The organism is Streptomyces phaeofaciens, assembly GCF_014648915.1.
Taxonomy (GTDB): domain Bacteria; phylum Actinomycetota; class Actinomycetes; order Streptomycetales; family Streptomycetaceae; genus Streptomyces; species Streptomyces phaeofaciens.
Genome location: NZ_BMSA01000004.1, coordinates 216,053 through 230,561 on the forward strand (window position 1 = coordinate 216,053; position 14,509 = coordinate 230,561).

12 protein-coding genes and 1 tRNA gene are annotated in these 14,509 nt (G+C 71.5%); 5 read left to right on the top strand and 8 right to left on the bottom strand.

Features of this window, described 5'->3' with window-relative positions:
• The first annotated feature begins 66 nt into the window (after positions 1-66).
• From IE275_RS10650 to IE275_RS10660, 3 genes are all read left to right on the top strand, one after another.
• Positions 67-1,023 (top strand): LysR family transcriptional regulator, encoded by a 957-nt coding sequence (locus IE275_RS10650; protein ID WP_189710174.1) that lies wholly within the window; start codon positions 67-69, stop codon positions 1,021-1,023.
• 298 nt (positions 1,024-1,321) lie between these two features.
• Positions 1,322-2,617, top strand: coding sequence for an MFS transporter (locus tag IE275_RS10655; RefSeq protein WP_189710176.1), 1,296 nt, complete (start codon positions 1,322-1,324; stop codon positions 2,615-2,617).
• A gap of 20 nt (positions 2,618-2,637) precedes the next feature.
• Positions 2,638-2,705: transfer RNA gene (locus tag IE275_RS10660), tRNA-OTHER, on the top strand.
• 59 nt (positions 2,706-2,764) lie between these two features.
• On the opposite strand, the gene IE275_RS10665 is transcribed toward IE275_RS10660, so the two are convergent.
• A complete protein-coding gene (locus tag IE275_RS10665) occupies positions 2,765-4,360 on the bottom strand; it encodes an alkaline phosphatase family protein (RefSeq protein ID WP_189710177.1) in 1,596 nt (531 codons plus the stop codon).
• Positions 4,361-4,853: 493 nt separating this feature from the next.
• Between IE275_RS10665 and IE275_RS10670 the strand changes: the two genes are divergently transcribed.
• On the top strand, positions 4,854-5,585 hold the full coding sequence (locus IE275_RS10670; RefSeq protein WP_189710179.1) for an L-2-amino-thiazoline-4-carboxylic acid hydrolase: 732 nt from the start codon (positions 4,854-4,856) through the stop codon (positions 5,583-5,585).
• Positions 5,586-5,616: 31 nt separating this feature from the next.
• Here IE275_RS10670 and IE275_RS10675 read toward each other — a convergent pair whose 3' ends face one another.
• Genes IE275_RS10675 through IE275_RS10690 form a run of 4 tightly spaced genes read right to left on the bottom strand, consistent with a single transcriptional unit; the run spans position 5,617 to position 11,279 of the window.
• The gene (locus tag IE275_RS10675) at positions 5,617-7,590 is read right to left on the bottom strand and encodes an acetoacetate--CoA ligase (protein ID WP_189710182.1); all 1,974 of its coding nucleotides are present in this window, start codon (positions 7,588-7,590) and stop codon (positions 5,617-5,619) included.
• The gene (gene mhpA, locus IE275_RS10680; protein ID WP_189710184.1) at positions 7,587-9,203 is read right to left on the bottom strand and encodes a bifunctional 3-(3-hydroxy-phenyl)propionate/3-hydroxycinnamic acid hydroxylase MhpA; all 1,617 of its coding nucleotides are present in this window, start codon (positions 9,201-9,203) and stop codon (positions 7,587-7,589) included. The genes IE275_RS10675 and mhpA overlap by 4 nt, the downstream gene beginning before the upstream one ends.
• A 7-nt stretch (positions 9,204-9,210) precedes the next feature.
• On the bottom strand, positions 9,211-10,164 hold the full coding sequence (locus IE275_RS10685; protein WP_189710186.1) for a fumarylacetoacetate hydrolase family protein: 954 nt from the start codon (positions 10,162-10,164) through the stop codon (positions 9,211-9,213).
• Positions 10,161-11,279, bottom strand: coding sequence for a VOC family protein (locus IE275_RS10690; RefSeq protein ID WP_189710188.1), 1,119 nt, complete (start codon positions 11,277-11,279; stop codon positions 10,161-10,163). Before IE275_RS10690 ends, IE275_RS10685 begins: the two co-directional genes overlap by 4 nt.
• Before the next feature lie 133 nt (positions 11,280-11,412).
• On the opposite strand from IE275_RS10690, the gene IE275_RS10695 reads away from it, so the two are divergent.
• Positions 11,413-12,048, top strand: a complete 636-nt coding sequence (locus IE275_RS10695; RefSeq protein ID WP_189710190.1) for a TetR/AcrR family transcriptional regulator — start codon at positions 11,413-11,415, stop codon at positions 12,046-12,048.
• A 94-nt stretch (positions 12,049-12,142) separates the two neighbouring features.
• Here IE275_RS10695 and IE275_RS10700 read toward each other — a convergent pair whose 3' ends face one another.
• The 3 genes from IE275_RS10700 to IE275_RS10710 all read right to left on the bottom strand — a co-directional run bounded on the left by IE275_RS10700 (position 12,143) and on the right by IE275_RS10710 (position 14,443).
• Entirely contained in the window at positions 12,143-12,952 is an 810-nt protein-coding gene (locus IE275_RS10700; protein WP_189710192.1) for an LmeA family phospholipid-binding protein, read from the bottom strand.
• On the bottom strand, positions 12,880-13,647 hold the full coding sequence (locus IE275_RS10705; RefSeq protein ID WP_189710194.1) for a TetR/AcrR family transcriptional regulator: 768 nt from the start codon (positions 13,645-13,647) through the stop codon (positions 12,880-12,882). The genes IE275_RS10700 and IE275_RS10705 overlap by 73 nt, the downstream gene beginning before the upstream one ends.
• 355 nt (positions 13,648-14,002) lie before the next feature.
• Entirely contained in the window at positions 14,003-14,443 is a 441-nt protein-coding gene (locus IE275_RS10710; protein WP_189710196.1) for a hypothetical protein, read from the bottom strand.
• Positions 14,444-14,509: the final 66 nt, after the last annotated feature.

A 14,509-nucleotide genomic window follows, 5' to 3' on the forward strand; every position in this document is an offset into this window, starting at 1 on the left:
TTCTTTGGATGCCGATCATCCATCTGATGAATACCGCTGCTTCGGTGCGGCCTCGGTCTGGAGGCGTTGTCCATGTCCGGCCTCGATCTCAACCTCGTCCTGGCTCTGCGGGCCCTGCTCGAGGAACGCAACGTCACCCGCGCCGGCCGGCGCATCGGACTGAGCCAGCCCGCGATGAGCGCGGCCCTCGCCCGTCTGCGCCGCCACTACGACGACGAGCTGCTCTCCCGCGTCGGCGGCCAGTACGAGCTGACGGCCCTCGGCCGCGCCCTGCTCGACCGCACCGCCACCGCCTGTGACCTGCTGGAACGGGTGTTCAGCAGCAGGGCGGACTTCATGCCGGGCAGCGAGGAGCGGGAGTTCACCCTGCTCGCCTCCGACTACGCAGTCGCCGTCTTCGGCGCCGAACTCGCCCGGACCGTGCACGCCGAGGCCCCCGGGGTACGGCTGCGCTTCCAGCGGCCCCCGACCGCCGTCACGGAGGACACCGCGACGCTGCTCAGTACGGTCGACGGACTGCTGATGCCGCACGGCGTCATCAGCGGCTTCCCCACCGTCGAGCTGTTCACCGACCGCTGGGTCTTCCTCGTCGCCGAGTCCAACGACGAGGTCGGCGACCGGCTGACCATGGCGGATCTGGCACGGCTGCCCTGGGTCATCTACCAGCGCACCTACGACGCCCCGGCCGCCCGGCAGCTGAGCATGCTCGGCATCGAACCCCGGGTGGAGGTCTCCGTCGACGGCTTCCAGGTACTGCCGTTCCTGGTCGCCGACACCCGCCGGATCGCCCTGGTGCAGGGGCGTCTGGCCGAGCGGCTGCGCGGGGTCGCCGCCGTCCGCGTACTGACCCCGCCCTACGCGGCGGTGCCCGTGCAGGAGGCGCTGTGGTGGCATCCGGTGCACACCCACGACGCCGCCCATATCTGGCTGCGCGACACCGCGGCCCGGGTGGGCGCGGAGCTGACGGCGTCCACACCGAGCGGTGCCGTCGCCCCGGCGGAACCGGACGAGGCGGCACGCTGACGGACGGGGCAGGGCGTACACCGGCCCTGCCCCATCCAGGACGTGGATGATCGGCATCCCCGATCTCGATCGGGCGGGGGCTGGGCAGGGCCTGTGCGGTCCCCCATAGTCGTCTCAACCCGGCGCCGGAGCGGCACCGTTCACCGCTCGCCGCTCACCGGTGCCGGGACCGCGCGGGCGCTCGGCGAGCCGGCCCACCGCGAGGCCTCGCCCCGCGTTCCTCGGCGCCCCGCGCCCGACGCGACCGCCCGTGCTCCTCTCCCGTCCCCCCTCCCGACCCGCCAGGTGGAGTTCCCGCATGCCCGCACCCGTGCCCCCGCCGCTGCCACCGTCCCCGCTGCCCGCGTGTGCCGAGACCGCGCCGCCCGAGCAGACCGTGTCCGGCCGCGGCCACCGTCTTCGCCTCACCCTGCTCATGGCGGGCAGCTGCCTGCCCATCCTGGGCGCCGTACTCATCGCCCCGGTCCTGCCCCGGATGCGGGACCACTTCGCCGACGTACCGGGGGTCGACGCGCTGGTCCCGGTGGCCCTGACGATCCCGGCCCTGTCCCTGGCGCTGCTGGCCCCGTTCGCCGGGGTCGTCGTCGACCGGCTCGGCCGCAAACGCCTGCTCGTCGTCGCCACCGTGCTGTACGCACTGCTCGGCACGGCCCCCCTGTGGCTGGACTCCCTCGGCGCCATCGTCGCCAGCCGCGCCCTGGTCGGGGTCGTCGAGGCCGCGATCATGACCTGCTGCACGACGCTGATCGGCGACTACTACTCGGGACGGCAACGCGACCGCTACCTGGCGCTCCAGACGATGTGCGCCTCGGTCTCCGCGACCGCCTTCTTCGTACTCGGCGGCGCCGCCGGCTCGGCCGGCTGGCGCACCCCGTTCTGGGCGTACGCCGCAAGCCTGCTGCTCGCCCCCGCGATGGCCGCCTTCCTGCCCGTGCCCCGGCCGGCGGCCCGCCCGCACAAGCCCTCCCCCACCGTCTCGGAGCCGGTCCGGCGGCCCTTCCCTTGGCGGGACCTGGCCGGGACGTGCGCGCTGACGGTGTTCGGCGCCGCCCTCTTCTACGCGGTCCAGGTGGAAATGGCCTTCCTCCTGGACGACATGGGCGTGACCGACCCCGGGGTGATCGGGTCGGCCATCGCCGTCTCCAGCGTCGCGACCGTGATCGGCGCCGGTGTCTTCACCAGGACCGGCCGCGGCCCGGCCGCCTGGCTGCCCACCGTCTTCGCCCTGTGCGCCCTCGGCTTCGCGGTGATCTGGCTCGCCCCGAACCCCGTCGTCCTGACCGTCGGGGCGGTGATCAACTGCTTCGGCGGCGGCATCATGCTGCCGAGCCTGCTCACCCTCGCCATGTCCCGGCTCGAGTACGCCGACCGCGGCCGCGGTACCGGTCTGTGGACGGGGTCGTTCTTCATCGGCCAGTTCATCTGCCCGCTCGTCGTCCTCGCCCTCACCTCCGCCACCGGCAGCCTGGCGGACGCCATGGGCACCCTCGCGATCGCCGGGGCGGCCGGATCCGCCGGGCTCTGCCTGTCCGCCCGCCGGCGCCGGCCGATGGGGGGCGCCGCACCGGAGCCGATCGAGCAGTTGGCGGGCTGAGGAGTCCCCTCGGCGGGGAAGCCTCCCGAGGTGTCGGGGCGGGCGGCCTCCGGAGCCGTGTGCGCAGGTTCGAATCCTGCCGGGGGCACCGGCGCAGGGGCCCCGGACCGGTCATGGTCCGGGGCCTTTGGCATCTGCTTCCCTGCGTCAGGTGTGCGGGGGCTGCCGTACCTGGGTGGGTGGTACCAGGCGGGGGAAGTGGATGGCGAGGAAGTCACGCATGATCTGCAGGGCCTGTTCCGGGGGGACCTCGGCCCGGGGATCGTCGGGAAGTCCCTCGATGCGGATGTCGTGATGGTCCGCGAAGCCGCGGATTCCTTCGAAAGCCGCCTTGCCCAGGGTGGAGAGAGTCCTGCCCAGGAGCAAGGCGTCCTCGATGTACCGGGGTACGGGATGCGGGGCCGGCGTGGGCCAGGTGTGCGGGTCTCGCGGGGTGTCGAGGGTGAAGGCGTGGGAGATGGTCCGGGCGGCGGCGTCGCGCGCGGTGAACGGGGCGCCCAGGTCCCACTGCTCGCGCAGGGTCGCGATCAGTGAGGTGTGGCGGTGTTCCTCGTTGAACACCTGGCCTGCGGCCACCCACGGGGAGACCACGACGGCCGGGACCCGGTAGCCCGAGCGGTCGAACATGAACCCGAGCTGTCCGACCGGAGCGGACGGGTCGGGTGGTGGCACCGGGCCTGGTGGGACGTGGTCATAGGTGCCGCCGGGTTCGTCCCAGCCGATGAGCAGGGTGGTGTTCCACACGTTGGACCCGCTCGGGGACCGCATCGCCCTGTAGGCGTTGTAGATCCGGGCCAGGAGCGCCTCGCCGCCCAGGATCGAGGACGGCGGGTCGACGTCGGGGATCACGACACCATGGCCGAGGACACGTGAGAACGCCGGGTGGTAGTCCCCGTGCCCGAGCACCAGGCACGGCTCGATGAATGAGAAGTCGGGCAGGTCGCCGTTGCCGGCGTCGGTCTCGAACTGGGAGAACGGCACGAAGTGCGTGTCGAAGCGGTCCTTGAGTCGGGGATGGTGGATCAGGCCGGTCAAGGAGAGCCGGTCCGGCTCGGCGACGTACACCTTCCACGTCCGGCCGTGCTGTTCGATCCGGTTGAAGATCGTCTCGGCGTCGTTGGCCAGTATCCAGTTCTTGACCGGCGAGTTCACCACGAATCCCGAGGCCGTCGCGGCGGTCCAGAACGACCGGTTGGTGAACGTCTGCGACGGCACCTCGCTGAACCAGTGGTCGAATACGCCGAAGGCGCGCGCCAGGCCGTTCAGCACGGGGATCTGTTCCGGGGTGAACCCGGTCATCACCTGGGCGTACTCGTCGTAGGTGGGCTGGCGGCCCAGTTCGCCGGTCAGGGTGCTGATGTAGTCGGTGACGAAGCCGTCCATGGTGGGGGCCCGGCCGGCCTCGGGCGCGTTGTACGGCGCCGAGATCTCCTCTCCGAGCTGGAAGCGGTTCTGCTCGCCGAGGATGTTGAAGAGCTGCGTGTTGGTGTGCGCATACTCCTCCCCCGTATCGGGATTGGGGCTGTCCATGTCCGTTGCCACCGTGTACGGCACCACCTTTCGGTCGGCGCCGTGCTCGGCCCAGTCCGGGATCGGATTCGTGAGGTCCCTGCCGGTCACTCCCTCGAACGTCTTGCCGTCCCGCGGCCCGTACAGCCGGCCGAGCACGTTGTCCAACGACCGGTTCTCGAAGACGACGACCACCACGTGGTCGAGTGCGTGGTCCTTGCTCTGACTCGCCATCCCTGACCTCGGATCGATCTCGATGGGCCGACTATTCGCCCGTGGCCGCACCGGTTTCAGGCATTCGGGCGACGGCGACCGCAGCCGTCGGCGACCCAGCCCGCAGGTGCCGGTGACGCACGGCGCGCGGACAGGCTTCGGACGAGGAGTCGGCGGGAACTCAGGACCTTGCCCATGCCCAGCGGACCGGGCCCTGGTCGGAACGGGGGGACACGGACACGGACTTCCCGCCCTCCGGCGAGGTCCGCGCACCGCCACCTCGGGGCCCGGCCGCTCGTCGGCCTGACGTCACCTTCCAGCGTGCCTCCGATCGAGCGCAGGCGCACACCTACCGCTCCCCCGGCAATCGCCCGCGCGCAGCGCTGGGTAGCGTCCGGACAGGCCCGGAAGTACGCTTTTCACAAAGTCGAGGATCGAACAACGGGGCCGAAGCCCCGTCGAGATCGCACCCCTTTGGCCGTCTCTGATCGCGATCAGCAGGCAGGGTGACTTGATGAATGCCATCGACAAGGCAATCGGAGCAGAGGCCCATTGGTTGATGGGTCGCGTGATGCCCCGCAAGTTTCTGGGCGAGGTCCGCAAACACGTCCACCATGTGGCACCCGATCGTGAGGACGAGCTGATCGACGCGATCCGCGCGAGGGCGGAGGAGATCGCCGACGCGGACGAGGACATGGCCACCGACGGTTCGTCGAAGGGTGCGCTGGCGATCGGTGCGGTGGTACTGGCCGCGTTCGAGACGCTGACCCCTCTGTTCGACGGGGACGAGAAGCGTACGATCCGCTATCTCCAGCACGCGATGAGCCCGGTGCTGAGGCGCCCGTACGACATGGCCTTCTCGACCCTCAACGAGCGGGACCACGCGCTCGACAAGATCGAGAAGACGTGCCGCGTGATGGTGAAGCTCTACCCCGCTCACTTCGAGTTCGACTTTCAACGACCGGAGCCGGGCCTTTTCGAGATGAACGTCAGGCGCTGCTTCTGGCGCGACTTCTTCGCCCGCCACGACGCCACGCCCGTCACGACGGTGATGTGCGCGTTCGACGTCAATTTCATGAAGGCGATCGACCCCGCGGTCAGCGGACTGCGCGCCGAACGCACCTCACTGCTGTCACTCGGTGACAGTGAGTGCCGCTTCGCCGTCCTTGAGACCGACGACCCTCTCAACGGCTACAGCGATGCTCTCGAGACGCGGTTCGTCGACGGCAAGGAGAGCAACGGCTGACGAGCTTCGTGGTGAGGACGGACATGTTCCGTCAGGCCCGGCGGTTTCGGCGTTCGGCGCCGAGGCGGGCGTAGTGGGCGATGAGTTCGGGGGTGTCCACCGCCGCGGGTTGGACGACCTGTTCGACCGGGGCGCCCTGGAGCAGGCGTTTGATCGGGACCTCGAGTTTCTTGCCGGTGCGGGTGTGCGGGATGCCCGGTACTTCGAGGATCTCGTCGGGGACGTGGCGGGGTGAGGCGCCGGTCCGGATGGCGTCGCGGATCTTCTGACGGAGCGTGTCGTCCAGGGTCGCCCCGGCCGCGGGGACCACGAAGAGCGGCATCCAGTAGCCGCCGTCGGGCTCCTCCGCACCGATGACCAGGGCCTCGGCGATCTCGGGGAGGCGTTCGACGACGTCGTGGACGTCGGCGCTGCCGAGGCGGACGCCGTTGCGGTTCAGGGTGCTGTCGGAGCGGCCGTGGACGATCACCGAACCGTGTCCCGTCACCGTGATCCAGTCGCCGTGCCGCCAGACGCCGGGGTAGGTGGAGAAGTAGGCGTCGCGGTAGCGGGTGCCGTCGGGGTCGTTCCAGAAGCGCAGCGGCATCGACGGCATGGGGCGGGTGACGACCAGCTCGCCGACCTGGCCGGTGACGGGAAAGCCCTCGGTGTCGAACGCGGCCAGGGCCACGCCCAGGTGGGGTGCCGACAACTCCCCCGCCCAGACCGGGATGTTGGGCGCGCCGCCCGCGAACCCGGACACCACGTCCGTGCCGCCGCTGATCGAAGCCAGCAGCACGTGTTCGCCCACGTGGTCGCGGACCCAGGGGTAGGCGGAGGCCGGCAGGGCGGAGCCGGTGCAGCCGACCACGCGGACGGCCGACAGGTCGTGCACGGACGGGTCGATGCCGAACTTGGCCATGCCCAGCAGGTACTGGGGGCTGGTGCCGAACACGGTCACCTGGTGGCGGGCGGCCAGTTCCCACAGGACGTCCGGCTTGGCGAAGGGTGCCGGGCTGCCGTCGTACGTGCAGGTGGTGGCACCGGTCAGGAGGGTGGAGGCGACCAGGTTCCACATCATCCAGTGCGTGGTGGTGTACCACAGGACGCGGTCACCGGGGCCGAGGTCGGAGTGCAGGCCGAGGGTCTTGAGGTGCTCCAGCAGTACGCCGCCGTGGCCGTGGACGATGCCTTTGGGCAGGCCGGTGGTGCCGGAGGAGAAAACGACCCACAGGGGGTGGTCGAACGGCACCGGTGTGCAGGTGAGTTCCTCGGTGCGGGTGGACGCGTCCTCCCACGGGACCACCAGGGACGGGTAGACGGCGTCGGGCCAGGGCAGGCCCACATGGTTCACCAGGATCGTGGCCTTCAACGTCGGCAGCGCGCGCGCCAGTTCGAGGGTGGCGTCGCAGCGGTCGTGGGTGGTGCCGTTGAAGAGGTAGCCGTCGGCGGCGATCAGGACGGTGGGTTCGAGCTGGGCGAACCGGTCGGCGGCGGCCTGTGGGGCGTAGTCCTGGCCGCACACCGACCAGACGGCGCCGAGACTGGCGGCGGCGAGGAACGAGACGATGGCGTGCGGGGTGTTGGGCAGGTAGCCCACGACCCGGTCGCCCGGCTCCACCCCCAGGTCACGCAGGGTCTCGGCCACCGAGGCGACCTGTGCGCGCAGCCGCCTGCCGGTCACCTCGTACCCGGCGCCGGTCTCGTCGAGGGCGACGATCGCCACGTCGTCGTCCGCGAGGTCGCGCAGGGCGTGGTGGGTGTAGTTGAGGGTGGCGCCGGGGAACCAGCGGGCGCCCGGCATCCGTTCCTCCTCCAGTACCCGCTCGTACGGGGTGTCCGCGTCGACGGCGAAGTACTCCCACACCGCGCCCCAGAAGCCCGCCAGGTCGGTGACCGACCAGTGGTGCAGGGCGGCGTAGTCGGTGCCGTCCGTCCCGGCGTAACGGGCGAAGTCCATGATGCGGCTGTCGGCGACGGCCTGCGGGTCGGGCGTCGTGAAGGGGTCGGGGTACGGCCTGGTCATCGTGCGGCGCTCCTCAAGAGGCTCTTCTCGGCGGTCCGCCGGAAAGGGTGGGGGCTGCGGGTGGTGTGCAGGAGGGACGCCCAGGCGGCGGTGTCCGTGAAGTCGTGGCCCCCGGCGGGGACGACGTCCATGACCACGCGGTCGGGGCGCAGCAGGACGGCGTCGGCCCGGCCGGCGCGCAGCCAGGCGGCGAGCGTGCCGTCGTCGTCGAGGCCGGTCACGGGCATCACCCGGGCGCCGAGCCCGTGGGCGAGCGCGTTCAGCGAGGGCCAGGGGTCGGCGGCGGTCAGGACGGTGAAGGAGTCGCCGAGCAGGTCGTCGAGCCGGGTACGCCGTCCGTCGACGCTCACCCATGGTTGCGGGCAGTGGGTGCCCGCGAGCCCCCTGCGGGTGCGGCGCCGTACGAGGGGCCCGCCGGTCAGGGGCCGGCTGAGGTCGCGGCCGGCCGCCTCGGTGAGGCCGGGTATGCGGCAGGCCGCGGCCAGGACCCTGCGGCGCAGCGCGGCGGCGCCGTCCTGGCCTCCGGTCATGGCCCAGCCCAGGGCGACCGCGAGCCGGATCACGTGCCGGGCGTGCGGTCCGCGCTCGCTCTCGTAGGTGTCCAGCAGCCGCTCGTCGCCGCCCTGGTCGAGGACACGGGCCAGCTTCCAGGTGAGGTTGTAGGCGTCCCGCAGGCCCGAGCACAGCCCCTGTCCGATGAACGGCGGGGTGAGGTGGGCGGCGTCGCCGAGGAGGAAGACCCGTCCGCTGCGCCAACGGTCGGCGATACGCGCCCGGAAGGTGTACTGGGTCTCGCGGACGACCTCGAAGTCCCCGTCGTACGAGGGCGACAGCCAGGGGGCGATCAGCTCGCGGAGCGGCTCGTGGCCGTCCCGCAGCCGGAACTCCCAGCGGTAGCGGTCCGCGCCGACACGCATGAACGTCGCCGGGCGGTCCGGGTCGCAGATCTGCTCGACGCCCTCCCAGCAGCGGACGTCGGCTGTCGTGCGGCCGTCGATGACGGTCCAGCGTTCCTCGAAGCGCAGGTCCTCCCACTCGGCGCCGATGGCGTCGCGGGTGAGGCCGTTCGCGCCGTCGCAGCCGAGGACCGCCTCGGCCAGGAGGTGGTGCTCGCCGTCGTCGTCGCGGTAGGTCACGCGTACGGGCCCCGCGGTGTCCGGGCCGATGCCGGTGACCTCCACACCGCCCCGCAGTACGCACTCCGGGCGGCGGGCCAGGGCTTCGCGCAGCAGCCGCTCCAGCTCGGGCTGGTCGAACATGCTGGTCTGCGGGTAGCCGTGGTGGCCGTGCCCGGAACGCCGGAACTCGGCCATCACCCGGTGCCGGGCGTCCAGGAGACGCAGTCCGCGCGCGGGGCGGGCGATCGCGGCGAACTCCTCGCCGACGCCCGCGGCCTGGAGGATCCTGCGTACCTCGTCGTCGGTGGCGACGGCCCGCGGGAGCGGGTAGACGTCCTGGTGTCGTTCGAGGACGACGCTGCGGACTCCGCGCCGGGCGAGGAGGAGGGCGGCGGTCGCGCCCACCGGACCGGCGCCGATGATCACGACGGGTGTGCGGTCGTTCCGTGCCGGGCCGGGCGTGCCGTCCCGAGGGCCGATGCGGTCGAGGGTCATGTGCGGCTCACTCACCTCGGACCTGGTCCGCGTCCGTGACGGGCGTGCGCTGTTCGCCGAGGGCGATCCGGCCGTCCGGGGTCGCTATCGTCGCCGTGATCACGTCGTCCGCGCGCAGGTAACGGGCGTTGCGGGCCTGGCTCTTGAAGAACGCCTTCCACTTCATCGCGGGCGGCAGCAGCGCGCCGATCTTCTCGACCGGCTTGGGCGGTGCCTTCAGGGCCGTACCGCCGGGCGTGCCGGTGAGCAGCAGGTCGCCGGGGTCCAGCGTCTGGAAGCGGGCCAGCAGGGTCAGCGCCCGCGCGGGGCGGACGATCATGTCGGCGAGGGTGCGGTCCTGGCGCAGTTCGCCGTTGACCGTCAGCCGCAGCCGCAGGTCGATCAGGAGTGCGAAGTCCGCCGGCTCCAGCAGCGCGAGGTAGGGGCCGGTGGGCGTGAAGGTCGGGTACGACTTGCTCTCGTAGAACTGGGTCTTGGTCAGCTGGACGTCGCGGGCGCTGACGTCGTTGGTGATCACCAGTCCGGCGACGTACGTGGGCAGGTCCCGCTCCTCGACCACGGTGCCGACGGGCAGGGACGCGCCCATGACGAGCCCGAGTTCGATCTCGTAGTCGAGGAACTGCACATGGGAGGGCCGGACGATGGCTTCTCCGGGGCCGCTGACCGAGCCGGAGGCCTTGCGGAAGAAGGCGGGCGGAATGTCGCCGCTGAAGCCCGAATCGCGGGCGTGGCTGCGGTAGTTGACCATCTGCGCGACGACCCGGCAGGGGGTGGTGACCGGGGAGAGCGCCACCAGGTCGGCGACGGGTGTGCCCTCCTGGCCGGAGGCGGCGGCCTCGTGCACGGCGGCGCGGTCGGCGATCAGCTCGGCGGTGGTGACGGCCTTGGTGGCGACCGGGACGGCCCGGTCGCCGCGGACGGCCCACCAGCCTTCGGCGGTGCGCAGGACGTTGGTGCTCATGAGTTCACGGCTTTCAGCAGGCCCAGCAGACGGGCGGGGTCGAGTTCGTTGTCGCCGCGCAGGGCGTGCAGCACCTCGCGGAGCTTGGCGGGGGAAGGCGTGGCGCCGAGGAAGTCACGGGTGGCCGGCGGGCCCCACTGGGCGAGGCCGCTGGTGGACATGGGCGCCCACCCGGGTTCGACGTCGCAGGAGAACAGGTCGCCGTCGGCGAAGTGCTCCAGCATGAAGCGGTCGGGGTCGCGCCAGTAGTCGAAGAGCTGGCTGCCCTGGATGTGCCGGCCGATGCCCCAGCTGCGCCGGTAGCCGCGCTCGCCCAGGTACTCGCCGCCGGCGGCGATCGCGTCCAGGTCGGTGACCTGGTAGGCGGAGTGGACATAGCCCGACCCCGGCCCCAGGTGCATGGCCAGTGTGTGGTGGTCGGCCGGTACGCCTCCCAGGTCGCAGCGGATGAACGCCATCGTCGGGCCCCGGTCGCGCCGGCCGTCCAGGTACAGGAAGTCGGACACGATCATGCCGAGCGTGTCCAGGTACCAGCCCAGGGCACGGGCGAACACCCGGGTCTCCAGGACCACATGCCCCAGACGCTGGATGCGGGCCGGCTCACGGGGCGGGCGCTGGGTGGTGTTCGTACGCCGGTGATCCGTGCCGAAGTTGAGCAGCAGCGGCCGCTGTCCGGGCAGTTCGGGGAGCCGCTCGGCGCAGTGCGCCACCCGGACCGGGAAGCCCGAGGGGTCGAGCAGGTCGACCACCTTGCCGCCGCCGGGCACGTCCGCCTCCCGCACATCCGTACCGGTGGCCCGCGCCAGGCGGTCCAGGTCGGCCGGCTCGGCGGCGCGGAACACCGGGCCGATGAAACGGGACGTACGGCCGCGCCGGATCACCATGCAGGGCGGGCCGGCGAAGGTGCCGCGCAGCCACAGTGCGTCCGGTGTACGGGCCGCCACCGAGAAGCCGAAGTCGAGCGCGAACACCTCGGCCCGCGCCAGGTCGGGCTTCTCGAACTCCAGCCAGCCGAGGTCCGCGACCTTGATGACGGGGTTCCGGGAGCGCCCCGGATGCTCTCCCCGCAGGGCGCCTCGCTCGCTGTGGAGGTCCTGATGGGCCGTCCGGGACATGGCATCCTCCAAGCAACATCGCTGTAATGAGGAAATCATCAAGTGTGACAGTTCCGCCGTCAAGGCGTTCACGACAGGAAATGACGAATTCATCAGAACTGCGATCGCCCTCTGTCCCCGTTAGACTCTGCGCATGCCTACGTCAGCCCCGCCCAGCAACCGCTTCGAGCGGCGCCGCGCCGAGACCCGCGGGGCGCTCGTCCGCGCGGCCCGGCAGATCCTCGCCGAGACCGGGGACACCGGCGCCAGCATCCAGGCGATCGCCGAGCGCGCGGACGTCGGCTTCGGCTCCTTCTACAACCACTTCGAGTCCAAGACGGATCTGTTCGAGGCGGCGGTGGTGGACGCCCTGGAGGAGTTCGGCCAGACCTTCGACGCGCGTCTGACCGGGATCGACGACCCGGCGGAGCTCGTCGCCGCGGGTTTCCGGCTCAGCGCGCGGATGGCGGACTCCCACCCGGAGCTGATGCAGATCCTGCGCCGGCGCGGCCTCGCGCACATCCACGCGGAGAACGGCCTGACCGCCCGGGCGCTGCGCGACCTCCAGGTCGGCATGGCCTCCGGCCGCTTCACCGTCCTGGACCCGACGGTCGCCCTGTCCGCGCTGGGCGGAGCCCTGCTGTCCCTGGTCGAGCTGAGGTTCGCCCGCCCCGACCTGGACGGCGACGAGGCCGCGTCGCACCTCGCCGAGATGGTCCTGCGCATGCTGGGCGTCCCGCCGGACGACGCCCACGAGGTCGCCCGGCGCCCGCTCCCCGACCTCGCCTGACCGCCGGTCGACGCACGCGCCACGCGGCGGACGGCGTGATGGACGACTCGGCGGAGGACCAGGTGGAGGAATCGGTGAAGGAATCGGCGGACGACTAGGCGGAGGACCCGGCGGACGACTCGGCGGACGACGAGCTCGGGCGGAAGGTGACCGAGCGGCCGGTGAAGCGGGCGTCGATCCCGTCCTGCGTGGTGGTGACCGACCGCAGGCGCAGCCCCTCGGGCACGTTCCGCACCGGAACCGGCTCCTCCAGGGCCTTGTCGAGCAGCGCCTTCAGGGGCGGGAACAACGTGCCCTGGACGACACGCACGTCCGTGAACGCGATGCGATTGCCGCTCGCCGCCGAGACCGCCGCGCTCACGGTCACGTCGCCGGCGAGCGGAAGGCCGACCGTCGCGTTGATCCGGCCCGGCTCGTCGCCCCGCGAGACGTCCGGGCCGAGCGCGTCCGACACGTCCTCGTACGACAGGAACGCGGTCGCGTCCACGCTGCGCGCGTGGGCCTCGTCGGCATCGCCCGAGGTCTCCAGGCCGTCGAGGCCGACGGTCAGCTTCGTCACGGGCAGCGGTCGCGACGTTCCGTCGGCGGGGATGTCGTGGGCGGTGAGGTCGACGTGCCGCAGGCTGCCCTCGGCCAGCTGGGTCAGCACGGGGAAGCCGCCGACGTGCACCGAAGGGCGCTCGGCGGTTCCCATGCCGTCCTGGAACGCCTCGGCCGTACGGCTCTCCGCGCGGGCCGCGGCGACCCGGTCGACGGCGACGCCCCCGGCCAGCAGCGCCACGAGGGACGCGGCGGCGACGATCAGGCGTCGCCGCCTCGGGGCCGGGGGGCTCACGTACACGGCGGAGTCGGCGTAGCGGGGTTCGCCGACGCGTTCGTCATCGGGCCGGAACTGCTGGTCCATGGGGGTTCTCTCCGGGAAGTGCTCGGTGATGGTTGTTCGAGGTGGGCGTCCGGGGCTCGGGCGCCGATGCGCTCGGCCCGGGCGGCGCTGCGGACACAGGCGGTGGCAAGGTCACGGTCCACGCCCATCGCGATCAGGGCGGCGGTCGCGGTGCGTGTGCCGTCGTCGGTCCAGGTCCCGGCGTTCACGCACTCCAGGAGCCCCAGCAGGTGCCCCTCCAGTGCCATGCTCAGCGGGCCCGGCGGAACGTCGGCCTGGAAGACCCCCTGCCGCTGCCCGCGGTCGATGATCGCCTCCGCCGTACGGCGCGCCGGGGCCAGGACCTCGCCGACCCGCTCGGCCCCGAGATCCTGAGGGGCGAGCCGGAGCAGCATGCGGTAGCGGTCTCCGACGGGCCAGGCGGCGAGGACGAAACGCGCCAGCGCCGTGACGGCGTCCGACGCGGGATGCTCCGGGACCGCGAGCGCCTGCCGCAGCGCCTGCGCGGCGTCCTCCACCAGCCCCGACACGAGCGCGGCCCTGCCGTTGAAGTGGCCGTAGACCGTACGCCGCACCACACCCGCCGCCTCCGCGATGTCACCGAGGCTGCTGTCGGGGTCACGGCCGAGTTCCCGCCGGGCCGCCTCGAGGATGCGGGCCCGCGTGAGGCGGGTCCGGCCGCGCCCCGGGGCGTCGGCGATGTGCACGTGGATCATGTCGGGACCTCCGGTCGACGGTGGGAGGGCACCCCGATAGTTGCACATCAACGAGCAATTAACTAATCTGCACGCTGGTGGGTTCCGTCGCCGGGCGAGTGTTACCACCTGCGCACTACCGTCCGGCCCCCGCGGGCCGGCGCATCACCACAGGAAAATCCCCAGGGCGAACAAACACGTTCGATAAAGCCTTGCAGAGCACACCCAATTCATGGATTCCGAAAGGGTCGAACTCACAGTCGACGCAATGCGGTCTTTTGCTCTCGGCCGCCGAGCGGGTCACCATGAACGCGGGGCTCCTGCGAGTCGCCGTGGCACTGTGGGAGCCCACGCGACCCGCAGGAAGTCCCACCCCTCAGAAGGCGTTGACGCTGTCCACGTAGAGGTCCTGGTTCACCGTGCCGACGTAGATCTCAGCCCTGATCCTCTTCGACGCGCCGATGTTGGAGAAACCCACCGTGCACGTCACCAGTTGCCACTGCGGTCCCACCGTGAACCGCGCCGGCATTCCCCGCTGCGGCGACGGGCTGAGCTGCCAGAGCGCGAGCGTCCCCTCGACCTGGGTGTTGTTCTTCGCTCGCACCCACGCGAAGCACGAGACGCTCGCGACACCGCCGGGCACGTTCACGTCCTGCGCGATCGAACCACTCGGCTCGGTGGTCGAGACGGACAGCACGTTCTCGCCGGACCTGGCACCGACGCCGCCCAGGATCTTGTACGAGACCGCGTGCTCCACATTCACCCGCGACCAACCGGTGGACCCCTCTTCGAAACTGGGGTTGAGCAAGAACGACATGCAATCCCCCCTGCACCAGATTTCCACGAATCTCGTGGCAGGCCGAGGCTAGTGAGGCCCGACATA

Excerpts from the sequence above, each read along its gene's own strand:
- IE275_RS10670 (WP_189710179.1), top strand. The coding sequence starts at position 4,854 with ATGAATGCCATCGACAAGGCAATCGGAGCAGAGGCCCATTGGTTGATG.
- IE275_RS10705 (WP_189710194.1), bottom strand. The coding sequence starts at position 13,647 with ATGATCCACGTGCACATCGCCGACGCCCCGGGGCGCGGCCGGACCCGC.
- IE275_RS10665 (WP_189710177.1), bottom strand. The coding sequence starts at position 4,360 with ATGGCGAGTCAGAGCAAGGACCACGCACTCGACCACGTGGTGGTCGTC.
- IE275_RS10685 (WP_189710186.1), bottom strand. The coding sequence starts at position 10,164 with ATGAGCACCAACGTCCTGCGCACCGCCGAAGGCTGGTGGGCCGTCCGC.
- mhpA (WP_189710184.1), bottom strand. The coding sequence starts at position 9,203 with ATGACCCTCGACCGCATCGGCCCTCGGGACGGCACGCCCGGCCCGGCA.
- IE275_RS10690 (WP_189710188.1), bottom strand. The coding sequence starts at position 11,279 with ATGTCCCGGACGGCCCATCAGGACCTCCACAGCGAGCGAGGCGCCCTG.
- IE275_RS10655 (WP_189710176.1), top strand. The coding sequence starts at position 1,322 with ATGCCCGCACCCGTGCCCCCGCCGCTGCCACCGTCCCCGCTGCCCGCG.
- IE275_RS10675 (WP_189710182.1), bottom strand. The coding sequence starts at position 7,590 with ATGACCAGGCCGTACCCCGACCCCTTCACGACGCCCGACCCGCAGGCC.
- IE275_RS10695 (WP_189710190.1), top strand. The coding sequence starts at position 11,413 with ATGCCTACGTCAGCCCCGCCCAGCAACCGCTTCGAGCGGCGCCGCGCC.
- IE275_RS10700 (WP_189710192.1), bottom strand. The coding sequence starts at position 12,952 with ATGGACCAGCAGTTCCGGCCCGATGACGAACGCGTCGGCGAACCCCGC.
- IE275_RS10710 (WP_189710196.1), bottom strand. The coding sequence starts at position 14,443 with ATGTCGTTCTTGCTCAACCCCAGTTTCGAAGAGGGGTCCACCGGTTGG.